The sequence below is a fragment of the Rhodococcus sp. 4CII genome (genome assembly GCF_014256275.1).
GTDB classification, from domain to species: Bacteria; Actinomycetota; Actinomycetes; order Mycobacteriales; family Mycobacteriaceae; genus Rhodococcus_F; species Rhodococcus_F wratislaviensis_A.
Genome location: NZ_JACCFE010000002.1, coordinates 6,494,602 through 6,518,611 on the forward strand (window position 1 = coordinate 6,494,602; position 24,010 = coordinate 6,518,611).

Annotated in this window: 20 protein-coding genes, 1 pseudogene and 1 riboswitch; of the genes and pseudogenes, 13 read left to right on the forward strand and 8 right to left on the reverse strand. The window is 69.6% G+C overall.

The features are described 5' to 3' along the window. Positions 1-7: 7 nt before the first annotated feature. Together H0B43_RS30915 and H0B43_RS30920 are read right to left on the reverse strand one after the other, a co-directional pair. On the reverse strand, positions 8-283 hold the full coding sequence (locus H0B43_RS30915) for an Lrp/AsnC family transcriptional regulator (RefSeq protein ID WP_005247708.1): 276 nt from the start codon (positions 281-283) through the stop codon (positions 8-10). Next, on the reverse strand, positions 280-2,046 hold the full coding sequence (locus tag H0B43_RS30920; RefSeq protein ID WP_185724460.1) for a DEDD exonuclease domain-containing protein: 1,767 nt from the start codon (positions 2,044-2,046) through the stop codon (positions 280-282). Before H0B43_RS30920 ends, H0B43_RS30915 begins: the two co-directional genes overlap by 4 nt. Positions 2,047-2,512: 466 nt before the next feature. Continuing rightward, a riboswitch (cyclic di-AMP (ydaO/yuaA leader) is annotated at positions 2,513-2,677 on the forward strand. Between the two features lie 14 nt (positions 2,678-2,691). On the opposite strand from H0B43_RS30920, the gene H0B43_RS30925 reads away from it, so the two are divergent. The 4 genes from H0B43_RS30925 to H0B43_RS30940 all read left to right on the forward strand — a co-directional run bounded on the left by H0B43_RS30925 (position 2,692) and on the right by H0B43_RS30940 (position 7,256). Further along, complete coding sequence (locus tag H0B43_RS30925) at positions 2,692-3,237, forward strand: NlpC/P60 family protein (RefSeq protein ID WP_185724459.1); 546 nt, start codon at positions 2,692-2,694, stop codon at positions 3,235-3,237. A gap of 360 nt (positions 3,238-3,597) precedes the next feature. Beyond that, complete coding sequence (locus H0B43_RS30930) at positions 3,598-4,650, forward strand: C40 family peptidase (RefSeq protein WP_185724458.1); 1,053 nt, start codon at positions 3,598-3,600, stop codon at positions 4,648-4,650. A 49-nt stretch (positions 4,651-4,699) separates the two neighbouring features. Beyond that, on the forward strand, positions 4,700-6,082 hold the full coding sequence (locus H0B43_RS30935; RefSeq protein ID WP_185724457.1) for a peptidase MA family metallohydrolase: 1,383 nt from the start codon (positions 4,700-4,702) through the stop codon (positions 6,080-6,082). 43 nt (positions 6,083-6,125) lie between these two features. Beyond that, on the forward strand, positions 6,126-7,256 hold the full coding sequence (locus H0B43_RS30940) for a glycosyltransferase family 4 protein (RefSeq protein ID WP_185724456.1): 1,131 nt from the start codon (positions 6,126-6,128) through the stop codon (positions 7,254-7,256). A gap of 48 nt (positions 7,257-7,304) precedes the next feature. Here the strand turns inward: H0B43_RS30940 and H0B43_RS30945 are convergent. Continuing rightward, positions 7,305-9,121: pseudogene (locus H0B43_RS30945) on the reverse strand (AMP-dependent synthetase/ligase). Between the two features lie 170 nt (positions 9,122-9,291). Here H0B43_RS30945 and H0B43_RS30950 point away from each other — a divergent pair. From H0B43_RS30950 to H0B43_RS30975, 6 genes are all read left to right on the forward strand, one after another. Further along, positions 9,292-9,666, forward strand: a complete 375-nt coding sequence (locus H0B43_RS30950) for a polyketide cyclase / dehydrase and lipid transport (protein ID WP_185724454.1) — start codon at positions 9,292-9,294, stop codon at positions 9,664-9,666. Between the two features lie 153 nt (positions 9,667-9,819). Next, entirely contained in the window at positions 9,820-10,257 is a 438-nt protein-coding gene (locus H0B43_RS30955; RefSeq protein ID WP_185724453.1) for an SRPBCC family protein, read from the forward strand. Then, entirely contained in the window at positions 10,254-11,495 is a 1,242-nt protein-coding gene (locus tag H0B43_RS30960; protein WP_185729739.1) for an ArsA family ATPase, read from the forward strand. Before H0B43_RS30955 ends, H0B43_RS30960 begins: the two co-directional genes overlap by 4 nt. Further along, positions 11,492-11,899, forward strand: coding sequence for a hypothetical protein (locus H0B43_RS30965; RefSeq protein ID WP_185724452.1), 408 nt, complete (start codon positions 11,492-11,494; stop codon positions 11,897-11,899). Before H0B43_RS30960 ends, H0B43_RS30965 begins: the two co-directional genes overlap by 4 nt. 69 nt (positions 11,900-11,968) lie before the next feature. Further along, positions 11,969-12,964, forward strand: a complete 996-nt coding sequence (locus H0B43_RS30970) for an ROK family protein (RefSeq protein ID WP_185724451.1) — start codon at positions 11,969-11,971, stop codon at positions 12,962-12,964. A gap of 129 nt (positions 12,965-13,093) precedes the next feature. Next, entirely contained in the window at positions 13,094-13,864 is a 771-nt protein-coding gene (locus tag H0B43_RS30975) for a 1-acyl-sn-glycerol-3-phosphate acyltransferase (RefSeq protein ID WP_185724450.1), read from the forward strand. A 13-nt stretch (positions 13,865-13,877) separates the two neighbouring features. Here the strand turns inward: H0B43_RS30975 and H0B43_RS30980 are convergent, their stop codons facing one another. Next, positions 13,878-15,200: a glycosyltransferase 87 family protein gene (locus H0B43_RS30980; RefSeq protein WP_312033646.1), complete on the reverse strand. Its 1,323-nt coding sequence runs from the start codon at positions 15,198-15,200 to the stop codon at positions 13,878-13,880. Between the two features lie 67 nt (positions 15,201-15,267). Here H0B43_RS30980 and H0B43_RS30985 point away from each other — a divergent pair, with 67 nt between their 5' ends. After that, entirely contained in the window at positions 15,268-15,759 is a 492-nt protein-coding gene (locus tag H0B43_RS30985; RefSeq protein ID WP_185724448.1) for a polyadenylate-specific 3'-exoribonuclease AS, read from the forward strand. Positions 15,760-15,801: 42 nt separating this feature from the next. After that, a complete protein-coding gene (locus tag H0B43_RS30990) occupies positions 15,802-17,187 on the forward strand; it encodes a class II 3-deoxy-7-phosphoheptulonate synthase (RefSeq protein WP_073365904.1) in 1,386 nt (461 codons plus the stop codon). A gap of 43 nt (positions 17,188-17,230) precedes the next feature. Here H0B43_RS30990 and pknB read toward each other — a convergent pair whose 3' ends face one another. Beyond that, complete coding sequence (gene pknB / locus H0B43_RS30995; protein ID WP_312033645.1) at positions 17,231-19,249, reverse strand: Stk1 family PASTA domain-containing Ser/Thr kinase; 2,019 nt, start codon at positions 19,247-19,249, stop codon at positions 17,231-17,233. Between the two features lie 110 nt (positions 19,250-19,359). Between pknB and H0B43_RS31000 the strand changes: the two genes are divergently transcribed. Continuing rightward, positions 19,360-19,728 (forward strand): Rv2175c family DNA-binding protein, encoded by a 369-nt coding sequence (locus H0B43_RS31000; RefSeq protein ID WP_185724446.1) that lies wholly within the window; start codon positions 19,360-19,362, stop codon positions 19,726-19,728. Positions 19,729-19,735: 7 nt separating this feature from the next. On the opposite strand, the gene H0B43_RS31005 is transcribed toward H0B43_RS31000, so the two are convergent. The 3 genes from H0B43_RS31005 to crtI form a co-directional block, all read right to left on the reverse strand. Then, a complete protein-coding gene (locus H0B43_RS31005; RefSeq protein ID WP_185724445.1) occupies positions 19,736-20,677 on the reverse strand; it encodes a phytoene/squalene synthase family protein in 942 nt (313 codons plus the stop codon). 7 nt (positions 20,678-20,684) lie between these two features. After that, on the reverse strand, positions 20,685-22,289 hold the full coding sequence (locus tag H0B43_RS31010; RefSeq protein WP_185724444.1) for an alpha-(1->6)-mannopyranosyltransferase A: 1,605 nt from the start codon (positions 22,287-22,289) through the stop codon (positions 20,685-20,687). Positions 22,290-22,410: 121 nt separating this feature from the next. Next, positions 22,411-24,009: a phytoene desaturase family protein gene (gene crtI / locus H0B43_RS31015; protein WP_185724443.1), complete on the reverse strand. Its 1,599-nt coding sequence runs from the start codon at positions 24,007-24,009 to the stop codon at positions 22,411-22,413. Between the last annotated feature and the right edge of the window lies 1 nt (position 24,010).

Sequence of the window (24,010 nt, forward strand, 5' to 3'; positions counted from 1 at the left end):
GGCGGACCTATTCGCCGATCGAGAAGCCCGCTTCCACATCGGCGCTGGAGTAGGACTGGAAGGCGATGTGCGTCGCCGTCCGCGAGACGCCGTCCACCTTGTTGATTCCCTCGGTGACGACCTCCGCGATCTTCGCGTGGTCGCGTACCCGCACGATCGCGATCAGGTCGACGTCGCCCGCGCAGGAATAGACCTTGTCGACGCCCTCGATGTCGGCGACGGCCTGGGCGGTCTCCGGAATGCGGTGGGCTTCGGCGTGGATCAGGACGATGGCGTTGATCATGATCGCCAGCCTAGGCGGTGATCGACGGAATGCGGCGCGGGAGGTCGGGTCTCGTCGCCCTGTGTCGATGAGCTGCCTGCCCGTGCGAGCGCACACCACGCGGACCACGATCCGGCGCCCCACGCGGGTTCGCACCACCCGGACGAGGCACTGACGATCCGGGTGTCGTCCTGCTCGAGCCAGCGTGCGAGCAGGCCGGCCTCCTCGGGGGACGCGCCCCGGAGGGGAGTCGCGTCGGGAACCACGGTTTCGGCGGTCAGGACCAGCGCATCGACCACCGGCATCGGATGGATCCCGCGCCGAGCACAGCCCGCGGACGCGAGGCGGCCGGAACGGATCACCGCGAACTCCCAGCCGCCGGTCGGGGCCGGGCGCGCCGCCACGAGCTGATCGAGGGCGGTAAGGGCCGCCAGACGCTGCATTCTCCGCAGTGCGAGGACGACCTCCGCGGTGCGGTCGCGCAGTCGCGCGGCATTCTCGAACAGCTCGGCAGCGGCGAGTTCCTCCACCCGTGCGCGCATGCCCTGCAATGGCGCGTCGCCGTCACCGCGCAGGAACTGGCGGAAGAGTTCCGGTCCGGGGCGGTACGCATCCTCCGTGTCGCGGGCATGGACGGACGCGGGACAGCGTCCCAGCTCGCGGGGTGGGCACTGCGGGCCGTGCTCCCTGCCCTTCGGTATGCGACTCGTACAGGTCCGGAGAATGCAGTACTCGGCGAGGACGTCGGCGACGTCGACGGCGGTCGAGCGGGACCGGAACGGACCGAGCGAGTCGGCGGTCGGGGTCCGCACCACCGACAATCGGGGGAAGGCCTCGGCGGTGAGCGTGATCCACCAGCCGCGTTTCGGGTACTTGGACCTCCGGTTGTACGGCGGAGTGTGGGCGGCCAGAAGCCGCAGTTCGCGCACGCCCGCCTCGAGCGGGTGCGCGCATTCGACGTGGTCGATTCGGGTGGTCAGCGCCACCATCTCCTTCATCCGTCCGCGTGTCTCGGAACCGGTGAAGTAGTTGCGCACCCGCCGGCGCAGGTCGGTCGCGGTGCCGACGTAGAGGACCTCGTCGGACGGTCCACGGAACAGATAGACGCCGGGAGCATGCGGAAGGTGGCTGGCCAGCGTCCGCTTCGCCCGCTGGTGCGAGGAGACGTCGGGGAGGTAGTCGACCAGCTCGGTGAGACTGTGCACGCCTTGATTGCCGACGCGGTCGATGAGGGCGTGCAGGACGTCGACGGTGGCGCGGGCGTCGTCGAGGGCCCGGTGCGTCGGAGTGGTCCCGACATCGAACAGCCGGGCCAGCGACGACAGCTTGACCGACGGCGCCTCGTCGCGGGTGAGGACCCGCCGGGCCAGTTTGACGGTGCACAGCACCGTGAACTTGGGCCAGGGAGTGTCGGTGGCCGACGCGGCGGCCTTGAGGAATCCGGTGTCGAAGGGAGCGTTGTGGGCGACGAGCACGGCTCCGCGCGCGAATTCGAGGAACGCGGGCAGCACCCGCTCGATCCGCGGGGCGTCGATCACCATGGCGGTGGTGATGCCCGTGATCTCCACGATGTGCGGCGGGATGGACCGGCCCGGGTCGACGAGCGTGGCCATCTCGCCGATCACCTCGCCGCCGCGGATCTTGACGGCGCCGATCTCGGTGATGGCGTCCTCGCCCGGCCGGGCGCCGGTGGTCTCGAGGTCGACCACCACGAACGTGGTGTCCCGCAGCGGGGTGTCGAGCTCGTCGAATCTCAGCTGTTCGGGTACACCGGGGGCACTCACGGCTCAGAGCGTATGGACGGGCACCGACAGAACCGCCCGGACCGCCCGGACCACGATGAGAGACGAGGATCACACCTCGCGTCCCGGGCCTCGATCGGGGGCCGCGCGACGAGTGGCGATGCGGCCCCGGGGAGTGCCGTGCCGGTCGCGCGGCGACGGCAGGCCGCGGTCGGGACCGCCGCACCGGGCAATCTCGACGGACCCCGGTTGAACAGCGGGAATGCGGAGCGGGTAGGTCGTCGGGCAGTCGTGCGCCGCCGCGAAATCCCCACTCCCGCTACCGAAAAGAGTTCGGAAACATACCGCCTGTTATCTGGCTGTTATCGAATGCGGGTATCGCGCGCCCGCAAACCCCGAATCGACCCAAACGGACACTTTCCGCGTGTTCCGGTCGACATCGGGGTATTCCATTTCGTAACCTTCCTGAGACCTAGCGGAGTCTCGCCGCCCCACACCGGGGCAGCATCGCTAGTCACCGCCTAATCGGCCACTCGCGAGAGCGGTCGTACCGGGAACCCAAGTTTCCACTGGGGTGAATCCCGCCGGGACGTCCTCACGGACCGGTGGGTAGGGCTGATCTTCCCAGCCCGAACCCGTCAGCTAACTCGGTCGGCGGATGACCGGAAGAAACGGAGTACCCCTTTCGTGGCGTCACAAGTTTCCAGGCGGAATGTGCGACGGGCAGTCGTCGCCGGCGCGCTCGCAGTCGGAGCGCTCACCGCTACCGCGGCCCCCGCGGCCGCAGACCCCGTCACCATCCCCGGTGTCGGAACGTTCGAGATCCCCGGTGTCGCAATCCCGCAGATCCCGGGCATCCCGAACCTGCCGACGCCGCCGGCGCCGGCCAGCACCGCAGGTGAGAAGGCTGTTCAGGCCGCTCAGACCAAGCTCGGCTCGCCGTACGTCTACGGCGCCGCAGGTCCCAACTCGTTCGACTGCTCCGGCCTGGTGCAGTGGGCGTTCAAGCAGGCCGGACTGAACCTGCCGCGCACCAGCTACGCGCAGGCGGCCGCCGGTACTCCCGTGTCGCAGTCCGATCTCCGTCCCGGCGACGTGATCTCCTTCTACGGCGGTTCGCACTCGGGCATCTACGCCGGCAACGGCAACGTGATCCACGCATCGACCGAGGGTCAGCCCGTCAAGTTGGCGCCCATCGCCTCGATGCCGTTCGACGGCGCACGCCGCTACTGATCCACCCGCGAAGCGATCCATCCACCGAGTCGAGGGCGGGGATGCAGGGGTAACTTCGTAGGATCCCGTACGACCACCGAGGGTGGGTTCGAATTCCGATTCGAACCCACCCTCGATGTCGTTGCGCCCCAGGTAGACACCCGTTGTCGACCATCCGGTGGTCCTCGCCACGCGAACCGTGACATGGGTGGACACAAACGTATGCCATTCCGTAACCTATCCGAGACCTTGCGAAGTCTTGTCGCGCCATCCGGGCGGCATCGCGGGTCACCACCACCTCGGCATTCCGCACACTTTCGATTTGAAATACGGACGCCCGGGTCGTCTGGTGGAGATCGACGATCGGAGAACTGCATTTCCGTGGCCTCACACAAGATGAAGCGCTCCCTGGGCAGCGTGCTCACAGCCGGGATGCTGTCGGTGGCACTCGTGTCGCTACCGTCGATTCAGGCGGGTGCAGACCCGGTCACTCCCAACCCCACGGACGCACTGACGAAACTTGGCGATCTGTCCCGGCAGTCCGAGCAGACGTCCGAGGCACTACACAATGCGCAGATCGATCTCGAGGCCAAGCAGGGGGCGCAGCGCGACGCCGACGCGAAGCTCGCCGCGGACCAGGGCGTCCTCGACGCGGCAAACGCGCGTGTCGCCGTGTTCCAGCCGGTGGTGAACAAACTCGCCACCGCCAATTACCAGGGCGCCCGGACCAATCGCCTGTTCGCCGTGATGGTGAGCGATTCACCGCAGCAACTCCTGGACCAGATGTCCGCACTCGACGTCATCTCGAACGACACCCGCAACCAGGTTGCACAGTTCCAGTCGGCCACAGCGGACGCCACCGAGGCGGCCTCGGCGTCGAAGCAGTCCGCGGATGCCGCGCGGTCCGCGACGGAACAGGCCAAGGCGGTCAGCGACGATCTGCAACGCAAACAGAGCGACCTGCAGGCGCAGATCGCCGACGTGATCAAGGCGTTCGGAGACCTCAGCGGCGCGGAGCGCGACCAACTGGTGGGAACCCCGTTCCCGCCCGGCTTCGATCCGAACACGATCCTCGCGCATCTCACGCCCGGCTCGGGCACCAGTGCGCTGCAGGCGGCCATGACCCGGATCGGCGACCCGTACGTGTGGGGCGCCACCGGTCCCGACGAATTCGACTGCTCCGGACTCGTCGTGTGGGCGTACAAGCAGATCGGCAAGACGCTGCCGAGGTCGAGTCAGGCGCAGGCCGGCGGCGGTACCCCGGTGTCCCGTGACGACCTCCAGCCCGGCGACGTCGTCCTCTTCTACAACGACGCATCGCACGTCGGTCTGTACGCCGGAAACGGCAACATACTGCACGCCTCGACCTTCGGCGTTCCGGTGAGGATCGAATCGATGGCGAAGTTCCCGTTCTACGGCGCGCGCCGCTACTGACGGCGACCGTCCGAGAGCGGCGCGGCGGGGTGCTCATACACTCACCGGCGTGCCCGCAGCAGACCCGTCTTCCGCAACGGATCCGACCCCACGCCGCCAGGCGCGCCCGTGGGAGCGGGCCGCGCTGGCCGGACTCGGCCTCGCCGTAATCGTCGTCCTCGCGCTGACCGGGTTCTCGCACACCGACCGCGGCGCCGCCGGGACCCTGGCCGCCGCACCGGCCGACGCGGCGTCGCGGGGTGCGGCGGTGCAGGCGCTCCTCGACACCTGGGCGTCGGCGGTACGCACGAACGACGCGGCCGCACTGCCGGGTCTGATGGACAATGCCGCGGCACCGGGCTTCCTGGCGGCGGAGACGCGGCGCGCCGCAAATGTCGCCGGGGTGGAATTCTCGGACTGGGGTTACGAGTTCGCCGAGGGTTCCGAGACGGAGGGTTCCGAGACGGCGGTTCCCCCCAGCCTCGTGGACGCGCTCGGCGCCGACGAGGTGTGGGCGCCTGCCGTGCAGCTCCGCTACGCGATCGCGGGCGCGGGCGAGAGTCCCACCCGCAAACCGGTGGCGCTCGTCGTCGCGCGGCGCGGCGACCGCTGGACACTCGTCAGTGACAACGCCACGGTGGACGGCGAGCGCCGGACCTGGCGCGGACCGTGGGATTTCGGGCCCGTCGTGTCGCGTCGCGTCGACACCGGCGACGGGAAGACGTCGGTGGTGCTCGGACATCCGGAGAACGCCACGATGGTCGATCGGCTGGCCGACGAACTCCCGGCCGCCGTCGTCAACGCCACTCAGCTGTGGGGCTCGGGGTGGGCGGGCCGCGCGCTCGTCTGGGTCGCCGGATCCCAGGACGAGTTCACGGCGCTCGTCGGGCCGAATCACGACGGCCGCGACATCGCCGCCGTCGCGATCTCGGACGCCGTCGATCCGGACGCCGCCACGGTCTCCGGGCAACGGATCGTGTTCAGCCCGGCGTCGGCGGAGCGGTTGACCGACGTCACCCGGCGCGCGATCCTGCGGCACGAACTGACTCACGTGGCCGCACGCGCCGAGACGGTGGACCGTTCACCGATGTGGGTTCTCGAGGGCTACGCCGAGTACGCGGCATACCGGGGGACGGGCGAGCCGGTTCGGCAGATCGCGCCCGCGCTGACCGCGCAGGTGGGGGCCGAGGGCGCACCGACCGAGTTTCCCGACGACACCGACTTCTCCGGATACGGCGCACGCGGATCCGTCGCCTACGAGACGGCCTGGTCGATCAACGCATTCGTCGCCGAGGAGTACGGCGAATCGAGGCTGACGGAGTTGTACCGGACGCTGGCGGTGGGGGAGGCCGACCCGGAGACCGTGGACGGGCGCCTGTCCGACGTCCTGGGCGTCGACGCGGGACAGTTCCGGGACCGCTGGACGGACTGGGTGCGCGCCCGGCTGGGGTGACCCTGCGTCCGCAACAGCACGGTGAACCGCCTACGGTGATCACATGCGCCGAACCCTGTTGGTGACGAACGATTTTCCACCGCGACCCGGCGGAATTCAGTCGTACCTGCACACCTTCGCCAAGCACCTGCCCGCGGACGACCTCGTGGTCTACGCTCCGCGCTGGCGCGGCGATTCGCACATCAAGTTCGATGCGCGGCAACCGTTTCAGGTCGTCCGGCACCCCACCACGCTGATGGTGCCCACGCCGTTCGTCGCGCGCCGCGCCGCCAAGCTGCTCGCCGAACACGACTGCACCGGCGTCTGGTTCGGCGCAGCCGCCCCGCTCGCGCTGCTCAGCCCCACACTGCGGCGTGCCGGGGCGGAACGGGTGATCGCGAGCACCCACGGCCACGAGGTCGGCTGGTCGATGCTTCCCGCTGCCCGTCAGGCCCTCGGTCGGATCGGCGCCCGGACCGACGTCGTCACGTATGTGAGCCGCTACACCCGCGGCCGATTCGCCTCCGCCTTCGGCGCGGGTGCCGCGCTCGAACACCTGCCGCCCGGAGTCGACACCGACCGGTTCACCCCGGACAGCGGGGCGCGGACGGAACTGCGGGCCCGCTACGGGTTGGGGGAGCGGCCGACGGTCCTGTGCCTGTCGCGTCTCGTGCCGCGCAAGGGGCAGGACATCCTGATCCGGGCGCTCCCGGGCATTCGTGAACACATCGACGGCGCAGTGCTGGTGGTCGTCGGGGGCGGACCCTACGAGGACCGCCTGCGGTCGCTCGCGCGGTCGGTGGGGGTCGAGGATCACGTCGTGTTCACGGGAACGGTGCCGTCGGCCGAATTGGCGGCCCATCACACGATCGCCGACGTGTTCGCGATGCCCTGCCGCACGCGGGGCGCCGGACTCGACGTGGAGGGCCTCGGCATCGTTTTTCTCGAGGCATCGGCGACGGGTGTCCCCGTCATCGCCGGACAGTCCGGCGGCGCTCCGGAAACGGTGCGGCAGAACGAGACCGGGATGGTCGTGGACGGTACCTCGGTGGCGGAGGTGGCGCGGTCGGTGATCTCGGTGCTGTCGGATCGTGATCGCGCGGCCGCGATGGGCGCCGCAGGCAGGGACTGGGTCAAGGCGGAGTGGCGGTGGGACGTGCTCGCCGCCAAACTCCAGAACCTGCTGGGCCCGTGAGTACTTGTCAACCGCCCGCGGTTGACAAGTACTCAGGAGCCGCAGGCACTACTTGGCGTAGATGGCCGCGATGTCGTCGGCGAAGGTGTCGTGCACCACGTTGCGCTTGAGCTTCATCGTCGGCGTGAGCTCGCCGGTCTCCTCGGTGAAGTCGACGGGCAGGACCCGGAACTTCTTGATGGCCTCGGCGTGCGACACGAGCTTGTTCGCCTCCGCGACGGCCTCGTCGATCTCGGCCGTGAGGTCGGCGTCCGCGAGCAGATGCGCGACCTTCGTGCCCGCGGGCTTGCCGTTGCGTTCGTTCCACGCGGGCAGGGCGTCGGCGTCGATGGTAATGAGCGCACCGATGAAGGGCTGCTGGTCGCCGACGACGATGGCCTGACTGATCAGCGGGTGCGCGCGCAGGTGATCCTCGAGCTGGGCGGGGGAGACGTTCTTACCGCCCGCTGTGACGATGATCTCCTTCTTGCGGCCCGTGATGGTGATGTACCCGTCGGCGTCGACCGATCCGAGGTCGCCGGTGTGGAACCAGCCGTTGTCGATCGCGTCGGCGGTGGCGTTCTCGTTGCGCCAGTAGCCGCTGAAGACCACCGGACCCGACAGCAGGATCTCGCCGTCGTCGGCGATGCGAACGGAGTTGCCCGCCAGGGGCTTGCCGACCGACCCGACCTTCTGTGCGCCGATCGTGTTGACCGCGAACGCCGCGGACGTCTCGGTGAGGCCGTAGCCCTCGTAGATGGTGATGCCGATGCCGCGGAAGAAGTGGCCGAGGCGCGCGCCGAGCGGGGCCCCGCCGGAGATCGCCAGCTGGCACTTGCCGCCCAGGGCCGTCCGCAGCTTGGAGAACACGAGTTTGTCGAACAGTGCGTGCTTGGCCTCGAGGACGATCCCGGGCCCGCCCGTGTCCTGAGCCTCGCTCCACGCGACGGCGTCTCCGCGGCGGCGTCGAAGATCTTGCCCTTGCCCTTGCCCTCGGCGTGCGCCTTGGCGCGGGCACTGTTGTAGACCTTCTCGAACACGCGCGGCACCGACAGGATGAAGTCGGGGCGGAATTCGCCGAACGTGGGGACGAGGTTCGGGATGTCGCTGGTGTGGCCGAGCGCGGCGCCGGCGTCGAACGACGCGATGCTGACGGCGCGGGCGAGGACGTGCGCCATCGGCAGGAACATGAGGGTGCTGACGCCCGGTGTCTTCAACAGGGCGCCGAGGCTGGAATCGAGGATGCCCTTGGACTCGGCGATGAGGTTGGAGTGGGTGAGCTGGCAGCCTTTGGGCCTGCCGGTGGTGCCGGAGGTGTAGATGAGCGTGGCCGGATCGCTCGACTTCAGCGCGGAGACGCGGGCCTCGAGGTCGGAGTCGGGAACACCCGCGCCCAGTTCGGTCAGTTCCTCGACCACGCCGCGGCCGCCGTCCGAGGCCTCGATCTGGTAGACGCCCCGCAGCGCGGTCGCGTCGGCGGCCACGGCCTTCACGGTGGCCGCGTGGGTCGCGTTCTCGACGACGAGATCGATCGCGCCGGAGTCCTCGAGGATCCAGCGCACCTGTTCGGCGGACGACGTCTCGTAAATCGGGACGGTGACGCCGCCGGCCGCCCAGATGGCGAAGTCGACGAGCGGCCACTCGTACCGCGTGGCCGACATCAGCGCCACCCGGTCGCCCTGCTGTACGCCGAGGGCGATGAGTCCCTTGGCGACGGCGGTGACCTGAGCCGCGAAGTCGGCGGCCGTGACGTCGGTCCAGCGTCCGCCGATCTTGCGCTTGTACACGACCAGCGTCGGGTCGGCCGCGGCGTGGGCGAACACCGAGTCGACCGCGGACGCGTCCTCCGCGATCGTGAACGACTGGGGCGCGCTGAACTCGGGCACGAAAACCTCCGACACTGAAGATACTGGCGAGTAGGATTGTCTGGCTCAACTTTAGACCTTCGCCCGCGGCGTCCGTGTCCTGGCCGAAGAAGCGTGGTCGGGGCCACGTCCACAGGGGCGGCGCGGAACCCCGCGACCGCCGGGGGTGCCGGTATGTGAAGCTAGTCGCCGTGAGCAGCATCCAGGTCGCAGACCAGACGTTCATCGCGGTCCCGCCGCAGCAGGTCGCGGCGGCGATCGCGTCCCCGTCCCGCTGGCGCCGGTGGTGGCCCGACCTCACCCTCGCCGTCCGTGAGGACCGGGCCGAGAAGGGGATCCGCTGGACCGTGGCTGGTCCCCTCACCGGAACGATGGAGGTGTGGCTCGAACCGGTGCTGGACGGGGCCATCGTCCACTACTTCCTCCACGCCGAACCCGTCCGCAGCGCGGGCAGCCCGGATCTGGCCGCACTGAACCGCCGCAGGCGCGTCGAGGGCAAGGTGATGTCCTTCGAGGTGAAGAAGGAACTCGAAGCGGGTCGGGCCGCCGGAGAACCCCCGTCCTGATGCCGTTCGGGCCGACGGTGCGGGTCCGGCATTGTGTCCGGGCGCCGGAATCGTGTGTGATAGTCGGGCACAACCCAGACATTAGGGAATCGGTAACGGTGTGGCCCCGCGATCGACGAGCGGGTCGGCCAGGCGAAAGGAAGCGTTCACTCCATGCCCGAGAGGACCAAGAGGTCGATCAGTATCGAGGCGCCGCCCGCCCGGGTGATGGATGTGATCGCCGACTTCGACGCCTATCCCACGTGGGTGGCGGCCGCGAAGTCCGTCGAGATCATGGAACCCGGTGAGAACGGCCGGGCCGACCGGGTCCGTTTCGTGCTCGACGCGGGCATGGTCAAGGACACCTACGTACTCCGGTACGACTGGGCGCCCGACGGCAAGTCCGTCAGCTGGGAACTCGAGTCCGGTGAGATCCAGAAGTCGCAGTTCGGTTCGTACGTGCTCGAGGACGACGCGGACGGCGGCACCACCGTGACGTACGAGCTCACCGTGGATCTGACCATTCCGATGATCGGCCTGTTCAAGCGCAAGGCGGAGAAGGCGATCACCGATACCGCGCTGAAGGAACTCAAGAAGCGGGTGGAAGGCTGAGCAGCGAGGGTGGTGCCGGACCTGCGCGGGTCCAGTTCTTCGTAGGGAAGGGGGGCGTCGGAAAGACGACGCTCGCGGCTGCGACGGCACAGGCGGCAGCGGAGGCGGGACACCGGACTCTCCTCGTCTCGCTCGACCAGGCGCATTCACTCGCCGACGTGCTCGGGATCGGCTCCGCCCGGGACGTGGTGTCGGTCACCGGCGACCTCGATGTGCTCGAGCTCGACACCCTCGCCTTGCTCGAGGACAGATTCCGGAGCCTGACAGCGGTTCTCGCGGCCGCGGGCACGCACGACCACGGCGCCCAGCTGTCCGCACTCGAACCGGAGGAACTGACCGGGTTGCCCGGGGTGCAGGACGTACTGGGGCTGTGTGAGGTCGTCCGGTTCGCCGCCGACGGTCGGTACGACGCGGTGGTGGTCGACTGCCCGCCCACCGCGGACTGTCTGCGCACGCTCGCTGCGCCGGCGATGGCGCTCGACTACGTCGAACGGGTGTGGCCCCAGCATCGCCGGATCGCGGCGCTCCTGGGTTCCGATCCCCGCCTCGTCATGCTGGTGACGCTCATCGAACAGGTGGTGTCCGCTGTCGGCGAGGTGCGGGACATGCTCGCGGATCGCGCGAAAACCACTGTGCGACTGGTGACGACGCCGGAGCGGGTGGTGCTGACGGAGACGCGGCGGACCGTGGCGGCGGCCGCGCTGTCGGGCCTGCGCATCGATGCGATCCTCGTGAACAACCTACTGCCACAATTCGATTCGCCGACAGGACACGACGACCCCGGTGTGGCATGGTTGATCCGGCGGCGAGCCCTGCAGCAGCGGGTACTCGCCGAGCTGACCGCCTCCGCGGGCTCCACGGTGATCCTCACGGTGACTCGGTCGGTGACGGAGCCGGTAGGGTGGGCCGATCTCGGCGGTATCGCCCGGGAGTTGTATGCCGACGACACGGACGCGGTGGCGGTGTTGGGGAAGAACCCACCTGCGGTGCGGGTGGGGCTGGAATCGGGGGCCGGTGTGAATTCTGTGTACACGATGCGGATGTATCTTCCGCTCGTGAACCCGTCGACTCTCACGTTGGGCCGGGTGGACGACGACCTGGTGGTGGGCGCCGAAGGGGTGCGCCGCCGTGTGCGCCTCGCCTCGGTCCTGCGCCGATGCGTCGTCGCGGGCGCGGAACTCGACGGCAGCGATCTCGTCGTGCGCTTCACACCCGACCCACAGGTGTGGCCGGTATGAACGACGACCACGCGCAGCTGATCGCGGAGCTGCGGGCGCTGGCCGACACCGCCCTCGACCGCCTCGAGCCGATACTCCAGCGCGCCGCGGCACCGCACGCCCAGGCGGAGGCGGCAGGTGCGCCCCCCGGGACCGGACAGTGGTCGGGATGCACGTGGTGCCCCGTGTGCGCGCTCGCAGCGCTGATCCGCGGCGAGCAGCACGATCTCGTGACCCTCGTCGCCGGCCAGGCGTCCGTTCTGATCGCGGTTCTGCGGCAGATACTCGACGAGCACCGCGTGCACGGCGCCCCGGGCCCCGGCGGTCCCGAGTCGCCGGAACCCGGCCCGGAAGGTGGGGGCGGCACGTCCGGACCCGACGGCGGTTCGGCGTTCGAACCGATCACGGTCACGTTCAAGCGCTGAGCGCCCCGACGCGGGCCGGATCGCCCGACTCGTGCACGGCAGCGATCCGGCGTGGGCACAATCATCTGCATGGGTACAGGCGCGGGCAGCGAACGCAACGGCAGTTCGGCGCTGACCATCGGCATCGACGTGGGGGGAACCAGCATCCGTGCGTCGGTCGTCGATTCGGCCGGTGACGTGCTCGATTCGCTGCAGTCGCCGACCCCGGCGTCGGCGAAGGCCCTCGAGAACGGACTGGACCGCGCGGTCCGGGAGCTGTCGGCTCGGCACGACGTCGCCGCGGTGGGGCTCGCCGTCGCCGGGTTCATCACCCCCGACCGCACAACGGTGCGATTCGCGCCGCATCTGCCGTGGGTGGGTGCGCCGGTCGGCAGGGACCTCGGGCAGCGCCTCGGATTGCCCGTCATCCTCGAACACGACGTGAACGCGGCGGCCTGGGCCGAGCACCGGTTCGGCGCCGCGGCGGGCGGGCGGAACGTGGTGATGCTCGCGATCGGCACGGGCATCGGCGCGGCGCTGCTCGCGGACGGCCGACTGTACCGCGGCAGCCACGGCGTCGCACCCGAGCTCGGGCACATCCAGGTGGTCCCGGGCGGACGTCCCTGCGCGTGCGGCAAGCACGGCTGCTGGGAGCGGTACTGCAGCGGGACGGCCCTCGTCGACACCGCGATCGAACGTTTGGCCGCGGACCCGGCGACGTCGACCGTCCTCGCACGGGAGGTCGCCGTCGATCCCGGTGTGCTCACGGGCAGGCGGATCGCGGGCGCCGCCCAGGACGGTGATCCGCTGGCGCTCGAGACCATGCGGGATTTCGCCCACTGGCTGGGGGTGGGACTGGCGCTGATCGGTGACGTGTACGACCCGGATCTCGTCGTGATCGCGGGCGGAGTCGCGACGTCCTCGCCGTTGTTCATCGACGACGCCCGCGAGAACTACGCCGCCCTGACGACGGGGGCCGGGCACCGGCCGCTGGCCCGTATCCGGCCGACCCAGCTGGGGGAGGCGGCGGGCATGATCGGAGCGGCGGAACTCGCGAGGGCGGTCCTGCCCGATCGGGTAGGTTGACGTGCGGCCGACCGCTGTAAACCCGCAGATGTGATGCTGTGCGGGCTCTCGGGCCGTGTGTAGCGGCCCTCACCCACCCGAAGTAGAGTCGACCCGAACGAAGCTTGGGTTGTGAATGGGAGGGACGCCATGTGGTACTGGCTCTTCAAGTACGTGTTTTTGGGGCCGGTTCTCTGGGCGCTGGGTAGGCCGACCGTGGAGGGTACGGAGAACATTCCGGCCGAGGGCGGAGCCATCTTGGCGAGTAACCATCAGGCGGTGCTGGATTCGTTCTTCCTGCCGTTGCGGGTTCCGCGGAGAATCACTTTCCTCGCCAAGAGTGAGTATTTCACCGGGACGGGCCTCAAGGGTGCTTTTCAGCGCTGGTTCTTCTCGGTGGTCGGACAGGTGCCGATCGACCGGACCGGCGCCGACGCCGCACAGGACGCACTGAACGCCGGATTGCGTGTCCTCTCGCAGGGCAAGCTGCTCGGCATCTACCCGGAGGGCACCCGGTCGCCCGACGGGCGCCTCTACAAGGGCAAGACCGGCCTCGCGCGGATGGCCCTCGAATCCGGTGTGAAGGTCATCCCGGTGGCGATGATCGGAACGGAGAAGGTCAACCCGATCGGCTCCCGGGTGTGGCGTCCCGCGAAGGTCACCATCCGGGTCGGCGAGCCGATCGACTTCTCGCGCTTCGAGGGGATGGGCGGCAACCGTTTCGTCGAGCGGGCCGTCACCGACGAGGTGATGTACAAGCTGATGAAGCTGTCGGGGCAGGAATACGTCGACATCTACGCGGCCACGCTGAAGAAGAAGGCCCCCACCGCCGACGCTCCGGCACCGACTGCGGTGGCCGACGTGACACCGGCGAGCGATGTCACCGACGTCACACGCCTGCCGGACACCCGGGCGAGCTGACGTAGCAGACCGCTCAGCCGACAGGGACGGTGAGATCGTCGGAGGTCTCCGACCGATCGTCCTCGTCGGCCTGGGCGGGACGGGTGCGGAACGCGACGATCGCGACCAGCACCACGGACAGTCCCCACCACACGTACGACGACGCGAGGAACTGGTCCCACAGGCTCCAGTGGGTGCCGCTCCAGCGCCCCACTCCCAGTTTCCAATGTGCGGCGAGCTTGACGACGACGACGCCGGCCACGGCGCTGACCGCGAGCAGGATGCTCCCGCGCCGGTAGGCGAGGATCCCGAGCACGAGGACGACCGGCACCGCCCACACCCAGTGGTGCGACCAGGACACGGGTGAGACGAGCAGTCCGAGAACGGCATTGAGGCCCAGTGCGAGCGCGGTCTCGCCGGCGCGCAGTGCCCGCACCATCGCGAGCACCACGAGCGCGAGCACCACCACGCTCAGCAGCAGCCAGATCGGCGTACGCGTCGCCTCGCTCACACCGAGCCGGGCCAGCACTCCGGTGATGCTCTGGTTCGCGGGATAGGCGGGGGTGCCGATCCGGTCGGAGTCGAAGAGGGTCTGCGTCCAGTAGGTGACGGAGTCCTTCCACGTCGCGAGCGCGCCCACCGCGCTGAACGCGGCGAAGCCGACCGCGGTCATGACGGCGGAGCGGAAGTCCTTGCGCACCAGGAAGAACAGAATGAACACCGCCGGCGTCAGCTTGATCGCCGCCGCCAGGCCGATCAGCACGCCACGCGGCCACGGTGTCTTTCTCGGAAGGCAGTCCGCCGCGACCAGCAGCATGAGCAGGATGTTGATCTGCCCGTAGTCCAGGGTCGACGAGACCGGTTCGAGGGCAAGCGCCACCGCGAGCGCACCGAGCGCCGTCCACACCAGCGTGGTGCGGGGTGCGATGCCCAGCGAGTCGAGGGTGACGACGAGCACACCGAACAGGGCGATCAGCGACAACGCCGTCACGACGGTCCCGGCCGTCGCCAGCGACACGGTCGACAGCGGGCTGAAGACGACGGCGGCGAGCGGCGGATACGTGAACGGCAGGAAGTTGCCCATCTGGGTGGCCGGCATAGACCCGTACAGGGTCGGACCGCGCAGGAACACCGCACCGCCGAGGCGATAGACGTCGAGATCGAGCCGGTAGTAGCTGCCGAACGGTCGCAGACCCGGCAGTCCGAGCAGGTTGTACGCGAATCCGACGGCGAGACCGGCCGGCACGAGGAGGCGCACCGCCCATCCTCCGGCACGCAGACGCAGGGGCGTCCGCGGGACGTCCAGCGGGTCCGCGTCGGGGACGGCGGACTGTCGACCGTCGGAGGGTGCGCTCACCAAGGCCTCCTTCACGAGGTAGGGGTGGATCCGGTTGACGCCAACGGGTGAGGCATAGTTTGCGGGCGTGCGTTACTTCTACGACTGCGAGTTCATCGAGGATGGTCGCACGATCGACCTGGTGTCGATCGGGGTGGTCGCGGAGGACGGACGTGAATTCTACGCGGTGTCCACCGAGTTCGATCCCGAGCGCGCGGGCAAGTGGGTGCGCAGGAACGTGCTGCCGAAGCTGCCGCAGCCGTCGTCGCCGCTCTGGAAGAGCCGGGCGCGGATCCGTGACGATCTCTATGCGTTCCTGATTCCCCGGCCCGGCATCGTCCCCGAGTTGTGGGCCTGGGTGGCCGCCTACGATCACGTCGCCCTGTGCCAGCTGTGGGGAGACATGACCGAGCTCCCGCAGTCGCTGCCCCGGTACACGCGGGAACTGCGCCAGTACTGGGAGGAGCACGGCAGCCCGGCGCTGCCACCTGCACCGGGCGACGCTCACGACGCCCTCGCGGACGCCCGGCACAACCTGGCGAAGTTCGAGGCAGTGCAGGCGGCGCGGTCACTCCGGTGACCTGACTCGCCAACGCTCGTGTCGAGCGAATATCCTGTATGGGTGAACTGGACTGTCGACGTGCCGATCGACCGCTTGCCCGAACTCCCGCCGCTGCCCACCGAGATGCGTGAGCAACTCGACGCGGCGCTGGCCAAGCCGGCTGCGCAGCAGCCGCAGTGGCCCGAGGGTCAGGCCGCCGCCATGCGGACCGTCCTCGAGAGCGTGCCGCCGATCACGGTGGCCAGCGAGGTCGTGGCTCTGCAGGCGAAGCTGGCCCAGGTGGCCCGGGGCGAGGCGTTCCTGCTCCAGGGCGGCGACTGCGCCGAGACATTCGCCGACAACACCGAGCCGCACATCAAGGGCAACATCCGCACTCTGCTGCAGATGGCCGTCGTCCTGACCTACGGAGCGAGCCTGCCCGTCGTCAAGGTCGCCCGCATCGCCGGTCAGTACGCCAAGCCGCGGTCGTCGAACGTCGATGCCCTCGGGTTGCAGTCCTACCGCGGCGACATGATCAACTCCCTCGTCGCCGACGAGGCGGTGCGCGCCCACGACCCGTCGCGGCTCGTCCGGGCGTACGCGAACGCCAGCGCCGCGATGAACCTGGTCCGCGCGCTCACCGGTGCCGGCATGGCCGATCTGCACAAGGTCCACGACTGGAACCGCGAGTTCGTGTCGTCGTCGCCGGCCGGTGCCCGCTACGAGGCGCTCGCCGCGGAGATCGACCGTGGCCTGCAGTTCATGAATGCCTGCGGTGTCACCGACCCGAGTTTGCAGCAGGCCCAGATCTTCGCCAGCCACGAGGCGCTCGTCCTCGACTACGAACGCGCGATGCTGCGTCTCGACAACGACGACGATCACCCCAAGCTGTACGACCTGTCCGCGCACTTCCTGTGGATCGGCGACCGCACCCGTCAACTCGACGGCGCGCACATCGCGTTCGCCGAACTGGTGTCGAACCCGATCGGCCTGAAGATCGGACCCAGCACCACACCGGAGATGGCCGTCGAGTACGTCGAACGTCTCGACCCCACCAACAAGCCCGGCCGCCTCACCCTGATCTCGCGCATGGGCAACAACAAGGTGCGCGACATGCTGCCGCCCATCATCGAGAAGGTGCAGGCCACCGGACACCAGGTGATCTGGCAGTGCGACCCGATGCACGGCAACACCCACGAGGCGTCCACCGGCTACAAGACCCGGCACTTCGACCGCATCGTCGACGAGGTGCAGGGCTTCTTCGAGGTTCACAACGGACTGGGCACCTACCCGGGCGGCATCCACGTGGAACTCACCGGTGAGAACGTCACCGAATGCCTCGGCGGCGCACAGGACATCTCCGACCTCGACCTGTCGGGTCGGTACGAGACGGCCTGCGACCCGCGTCTGAACACCCAGCAGTCGCTGGAACTGGCGTTCCTCGTCGCGGAGATGCTGCGCGGCTGAGCGAGCGCACCTTCGGCGGACTCACTGCCCTGCACCTGCGGGGTCAGGGCAGTGAGACCAGGGTGACCGTGCTGCCGGGCCTCACGAGGTCGCCGCTCCCCGGATTCTGGCTGATCACGAACGAGCGGTCCGTGTCGGTCACCTGACGCACCTTCACGTCGAGTCCGAGCCGGCTCAATTCGTCGCGCGCCGACCCGACCGTCCGGCCCAGCATGGACGGTATCCGCACCGCATTCGACACGCGGAGCGTCACGCTCGTCCCCGCCGTGACGCGGGTGCCCGACTTCGGGTCGGTGGCGATGGCGTCACCGGCCGCCACGGTGCGGTCGAAGTCGGTGGTCACGTCCTGCACGACGATGCCGACCGCTTCGAGGGACGCTCGCGCCTCGGCCTCCGACATTCCCTTCACGTCGGGAACGTCCACCGGCGGTGCGCCTTTGCTGACGATCAGCTTGACGGTGGAGCCCGTCGCGAGTTCGGTGCCCGGCGCCGGATCGAGCGCGGCCACCGCACCGATCGGGACCTTCGCGCTGAACGCCTGACCTCCGTCGACCGGAGTGAACGTGCGGTTGCGCAGCTCCTGCTCGATCCCGGCGCGTTCGCCGCCCGCGGGGAGGGGTGGGACGGTCGGTCTGCCCAGGGACACGAGCAGCGCCACCGTGCCGTCGCGCGAAATTCGCGACCCGCCGGTGGGATCGGTCCCCAGCACCGTGTCGAGCGCCGCCGTGTCGGAGTACTGCCCGCGGATCTCCGTCGACAGTCCGGCCGCCTCCAGTGCCGTCACCGCGGCGCCGCGGTCGAGGCCGTCGGTGGTCGGGACCGCGGTGTACCGCCCCGACCCCATCCACCAGCCGCCGACACCCACCGCCACGGCGAGCATCAGGATCACGAGCAGCCACACGATCGTGGTCCGGCGCGACCGCTGCCGTTCGGCGGCGAAGTCGGGGAAGTGGTAGCCGTCGTCGGTCTCGTCCTCCACGGCGAACTGCGGTTCGTCGATCGGCGGGCGCGGAGTCTGGGTGGTGACGACCCGCGTGTGCTGGACACCGGGCTGCGGAGGCAGCGGGCTGGGCGGCGACAGCGGCGCGGCAGCCGGGAGGTGCACCGTGGGCGGTGCAAGGTGGCCCGGGGGTGGGCCAAGCGGAGGCGCGCTCGCGGCGGCCGCGGCGCTCAGATGCTGCGCCGAGCGCCTCGGGGCCGGTACCCGGTAGGCGGGCAGGTCGAGCGCCGCCGCGATGCTGCGCAACGCCGCGCCCATCTGCTCGGCGTTGGCAAATCGATGCGACGGCTCCCGGTGGGTCGCCTCGGCGACGAGTTCGTCGAACTCGGGCGGGACACCCGCGATGAACGACCCCGGCCGCGGAACGTCCTGGTTGATCCGCTGATAGGCGACGGACAACGACGTGTCCCCGGTGAACGGCGTCCGTCCGGTGAGGAGCTCGAACAGCAGCACTCCGGTGGAGTAGACGTCGCTGCGGGTGTCGGCGATCCCGGACGTCACCTGCTCCGGCGACAGATACGCCGCCGTGCCCAGAATCACACTGTTCGAGGTGGTGGTCGACGCGGCGGCGGCCCGGACGAGACCGAAATCGGCGATCTTCACCTCGCCGCCGTCGGAGATCAGGATGTTCTCGGGCTTGACGTCGCGGTGCACGAGACCCGCCCGGTGGGCGACGGCGAGAGCGTCGAGAACCGGGCCCACGACGGCGGCCACCGCGTGCGGGGGCATCGGCCCGCGCTCCCGCAGGAGTTCCCGCAGCGTCCCACCGTCGACGAGTTCCATGACCAGGAACGCATGATCGCCATCGTGCCCCTGGTCGTAGACTGCGACGAGCGAGGGATGCTTGAGTCGCGCCACCGACCGGGCCTCGAACTCGAACCGCGAGACGAACGCCGGATCGGCCGCGAACTGCGGATCCATCACCTTGATGGCCACCGGACGGTCGAGACGCGTGTCGAGCCCCCGGTAGACGGTGGACATGCCGCCACGCGCGATCGTGGCATCCACCCGATAGCGCCGGTCGAGCAGCTCGCCGATCAAACGTTGACCTCCATCGTGCACAGTGTCCGTTCCCCCGTCGGTGCGCGCAGCCCGGCCACGCGCCCCTCAATCGTAGCCAGCGACACCGACCGGTAGCGCCACGCAGAATGCGACCAGATAACGTTAGGGGAGTGAGTGCCATCCCTTACTGTGACGATGTCCTGGACCCTTCCGTCTCGCTCCTCCAGTTGGTGGACGTCGCGAAGAATCTCGGTGTGGCCGTCACCCGGGTGCAGCAGCTTCTGCGGGATCAGCAGCTGATCGCCGTGCGCCGTGGCGGCGTCCTCGGTGTTCCCGAACTCTTCTTCGACGACGCCGGCGAAACCGTCAAATGGCTGCCCGGCCTCATCGCCGTGCTGCACGACGGCGGGTTCAGCGACGAGGAAATCCTGCTGTGGCTGTTCCGTGAGGACGACAGCCTGCCGGGCACTCCCGTGCAGGCCCTGCACGGCCACCTCGCCCGCGAGGTGATCCGTCGGGCTCAGGCGATGGGATTCTGACCACCCGTCACCGCGACCGCCCACCGGCAGGCACCGCGAGCCGGGCGAACTGGGGTAGCGCCGTCGCCCAGCGATTTCTCCGGGCGACGGTGGCGCGCCGGTCGAGAACCCGGTAGCCCCCGCGCTCGATCTCGTCGAGAATGCGCGAATACAGCACGAACGCGGTCCGGATACCGGGTTGCACCCGCCGGTCCAGCATCGCGATGCCCGGCTCCGCGTCCCGGTACACCGACCGGGTGATCGCGATCAGGTGCGCGAGGGCCCGCACGATGCGCCGGTCCGTCGACCCGCTGCGGCGGCAGTGCACGAGAAGGTCGGTGTCGACGCCGAACGCCGCGAGTTCGTCGGCGGGGAGGTAGACGCGGCCCCGGTCGAGATCCTCGCCGACGTCGCGGAGGAAATTGGTCAACTGGAACGCCTCACCGAGCGCCGCGGCGTGCGGCGCCGCGTCCTCGACCCGTCCGGTGGTTCCGAGGACGGGGAGCATCTGCAACCCGATCACGACCGCCGACCCGTACATGTACGTCCGGAGTTCGGTCATGCTGCGGTATTCGGCGCGATGCGCCGCGGTCCCGGGAACGTCCATCCGCATCGAGTCCAGGAACGCGAAGAAGTAGTCGCGGGAGATGTCGAACTCCGCCACCGTGTCGAGGAATGCGGGGAGCACCCGCAGCATCTCCGGTGTGCAGGACTTCGGCGCGGGTGCGGTCCGGTCGGTGAACCCGCGCCGCAGGACGTCCTCGATCCGATCGAGCTCGGCGGCGCAGTTCCCGGCCGTCCGGCCCGGATCGGCGTCCACGATGTCGTCGACCGTGCGGGCGAAACCGTACAGGGCGTGCACCGCGCTGCGGCGGCGTTCGGGAAGAAGTCGCGTCGCGAGGTGGTACGTCCGTCCGTGCTCCGCCGTCACCGCCCCGCAATACCGATAACTGTCCGCCGGTTCGGTCATCGAGATGTCACTCGATGCCGGGCGACGACGCAGCCCCTGCGAGGCCGGAGATGCGCACGTCCCCGGCAGGCCGGGGTGTGCGCAGACGCAGCGGGTCGACGGTGCGCAGTGACACGGCCGCGACGACCGCGGCGAACGTCGCCAGCGCCACGTGCGCGACCGTGTACAGACCGATCGACCCGTCGGGCTGGAAGACCAGCATCAGCCAGGTCGACAGCCCGACGAGGACCATCAGGGTCCGCGTCGACAGTGCGAAGCCGGCGGCGATGGCGATGGGCCACGAGTAGTACCAGGGCAGCGCCGCGGGCGAGAGGATCACTATCGCGACCAGGACGATGAGGATCCCGAGGATCGCGTCACGCTCGGTCTTCCGGTACCGCCACCAGACCGTCAGCACGATCGCGACCAGCGCCACCGCGCAGATCGGACGGGTGATTGCCAGCACCTCACCCAACCGCAGGTCCGCGAACCACGATGTCCCGACCGTCACGATGTGGGCGAGGATCGTCGGTAGTGACAGCCAGTTGATGATCTTGTTCGAACCGGACAGCGCGGTCATCCAGCCCAGCCCGACCCCGGCGACGGCGGAGGCGGCCGCGAACACGGCCACGAACACGGCGAACCCGGCCCCGGCGGTCTTCGCGAACGACGCCAGGGGCGACGCGGGCGTGCGACCTTCCGCCTCGGCCTTCTCCTTCTCGTGGACCATCCAGATCCACACCATGAACGGGAGGGCGGCGCCGGCCGTCGCCTTGATCGCGACCGCCACCGCGACGAGGGCGATGCCGGCGAGGTGGCGGCGTTCCAGGACGAGGGCGATGCCGGCGATCATCAGGCCGACCATCAGCAGTTCGTTGTGTACACCGCCGATGAGATGGACGAGGACCAGGGGATTGAGCACGGCGAGCCACAGCGCGATCGCGGGATTTCCGCCGAGATGGCGGGCGAGGTGCGGGACCCCCCACACCATCAGTGCGAGCCCGGGCAGCATCGTCAGGCGCAGCAGCATCGTCCCGGCGATCACGTTGTCGCCCGTCAGCGCCGTGATGCCCTGACCGAGGAGCAGGAACAGCGGCCCGTACGGCGCCGTGGTGGTGGTCCACACGTTGCTGACGTTGTCGAGAAGGACCCCCGGGTTGACCACCGGTCCCACGGCGTACGGGTCGAACCCGTCCCGCAGGAGCGCGCCCTGCGCGAGATAGGAGTAGGCGTCCCGGCTGAACATCGGCACCGCGAGCAGCAGCGGCGCCGTCCACACCGGGACGATCAAGCGCAACTGCCGCAGACTCACGTTTCCGCCGAGGGTGGCGCGGCCCAACCGCACCCACGCCGCGATCATCGCGACCACACCCACCCAGACGATGACGGTCGACAGGATCTGGCCGTGACCGAATCGCAGCCACGACAGGTGCATCGCCTCGAGAAGCGGGTCCTCGCGGCGAACGCTGCCCGCACCGAAACCACCGAACGTGATCATCACGGCGCCCGCGAAACCGAGGATCGCGGCGTGCCCTTCCGGACTGCGGAGGAAGTCGGCCGTGGTCTGAGGCCACGATCGCTGCGGTGCGGTCGTCGCAGGGGCGACGGTCGCCTGCCGGGCAGAGGACGTCATGAGTGCAGATTCCTCCCCCGAGGTGAGTTCGGTTGCGTTCGGAGCGCCCGTCGTCGCGCGCATCGCATGGTCGAGGACCCAGTTTAATTGCTGCCGGCGCCAGATCTCGCCACGCCTCGCCCTATCCACTCGCACTTCGTGCTTTTCGGGCCATTTCCGCACTTTCTGCGGGGGCGGTCCCGGTGATGCGTGCCGCCGCGAGCTTTCCCGACAGCAGGACGGTGGGGACTCCGACGCCCGGAACGGTGCCCGAACCGGCGAGAACCACGTTGTCCAGGCCGTCGACCAGGTTCGGACGCCGGAACGGCCCGGTCTGCCGGAACACGTGCGCGGCCGCGAACGGACTGCCGGCGGCCATGCCCTTGCCGAGCCAGGTGAGCGGGGTGTCGACGTGGTCGACCGTGAAATGGTCCGCGATGCCGGTGTAGCCGCGCGCCTCGAGCTCGCGCAGCAGTTCGTCCACGTACGGGCGGGTCAGCGAGGACCAGTCGAGCGGCGCGCTGTGCAGGTTCGGGCAGGGCGCCAGCACCGACACCGGCTCGGAGGCTGTGCCCGCGCGGTCGACGACGAGCCCCGGATCGGAGACGGCGGGTCGCGTGATCAGCAGGGACGGGTCCGTCATGAGCCGTCCGCGTCCGGCACGCGCCGTGATTTCCGCGAACGTGCGCGCCCACGCGTCACCGAAGTCGATGGTGTGGTGCCGCCGGGCGGCCCAGCGGGACGTCACCGCCGTGGGGACCGTCCCGTGCAGGACGACGGCGGACGGCGACACCCGCACCCGGCGGGGAGCCCGGCGGGTCACCGGGCGGAGGAGTTCGTCGACGACGGCGGTGTCCGGGGTGAGGACCAGCGCGTCGCAGTCGATGCGGTCACCCGCCGCGGTCACGACGGCAACGACGCGGCCACCCGACTTCTCGACGGCCGCGACCTCGGCACCCAGCCGGATCTCTCCACCGGCGGTGGTGAGGGCGTCGGCGAGGGCGAGCGCGATCGAGCGCATCCCGCCCCGGGGGAAGTACACGCCGAGCGAGGTGTCCATGTGGGCGATCGCGCCGTACACGGCGAGGGCGTCGGCAGGCGCGACCCCGGCGTACAGGGCCTGGAACGTGAAGATCCGGCGCAGCCGCGGATCGGTGATCGTGCGGTCGACCCGGGCGCCGAGCTTGCCGAAGCCGCCCAGCAGGGTGAGCTTCAGCAGGTCCTTCGCGGCCGCACGGGACGCGACGAGATCCAGCGGGGAGTCGAAGTTGGCGTCCATGAAGCGGTGGTACTCGGCGTCGAAGATCCGGCCCAGCCAGCGCCGCAGCCGCAGATATCTGGCCGACTCGGCCGCCCCGCACACCCGGCTGATCTCGTCGGCCATCCGGTCCGGGTCGGAGTGGACGTCCAGCGAGGAACCGTCCGCGAACCGCGCGTGATACGCCGGGGCCAGCCGTTCGAGGACCAAGGCGGGGCGAGTGGACTGGAAGTCCGCGCCCACCGCGGCGAGCGCCTCACCGACCAGTGCGGGCATCGTGAGGACGGTGGCGCCGTTGTCGATGTCGTAGCCCGGGCCGCGGTACGTGCCCACCCGGCCGCCCGGCGACGATTCCCGCTCGAGGACGGTGACGCGCCGCCCCGCCCCGGTGAGGTGCAACGCCGCGGACAGCCCGGCGAGACCGGCACCGACGACCACGACGTGATCGGTCCGGCCGGGAACCGTCCGGAGCGCGCGAGCCATC

Excerpts from the sequence above, each read along its gene's own strand:
- H0B43_RS30915 (WP_005247708.1), bottom strand. The coding sequence starts at position 283 with ATGATCAACGCCATCGTCCTGATCCACGCCGAAGCCCACCGCATTCCG.
- H0B43_RS30940 (WP_185724456.1), top strand. The coding sequence starts at position 6,126 with ATGCGCCGAACCCTGTTGGTGACGAACGATTTTCCACCGCGACCCGGC.
- H0B43_RS30955 (WP_185724453.1), top strand. The coding sequence starts at position 9,820 with ATGCCCGAGAGGACCAAGAGGTCGATCAGTATCGAGGCGCCGCCCGCC.
- H0B43_RS30965 (WP_185724452.1), top strand. The coding sequence starts at position 11,492 with ATGAACGACGACCACGCGCAGCTGATCGCGGAGCTGCGGGCGCTGGCC.
- H0B43_RS30970 (WP_185724451.1), top strand. The coding sequence starts at position 11,969 with ATGGGTACAGGCGCGGGCAGCGAACGCAACGGCAGTTCGGCGCTGACC.
- H0B43_RS30975 (WP_185724450.1), top strand. The coding sequence starts at position 13,094 with ATGTGGTACTGGCTCTTCAAGTACGTGTTTTTGGGGCCGGTTCTCTGG.
- H0B43_RS31005 (WP_185724445.1), bottom strand. The coding sequence starts at position 20,677 with ATGACCGAACCGGCGGACAGTTATCGGTATTGCGGGGCGGTGACGGCG.
- H0B43_RS31010 (WP_185724444.1), bottom strand. The coding sequence starts at position 22,289 with ATGACGTCCTCTGCCCGGCAGGCGACCGTCGCCCCTGCGACGACCGCA.
- crtI (WP_185724443.1), bottom strand. The coding sequence starts at position 24,009 with ATGGCTCGCGCGCTCCGGACGGTTCCCGGCCGGACCGATCACGTCGTG.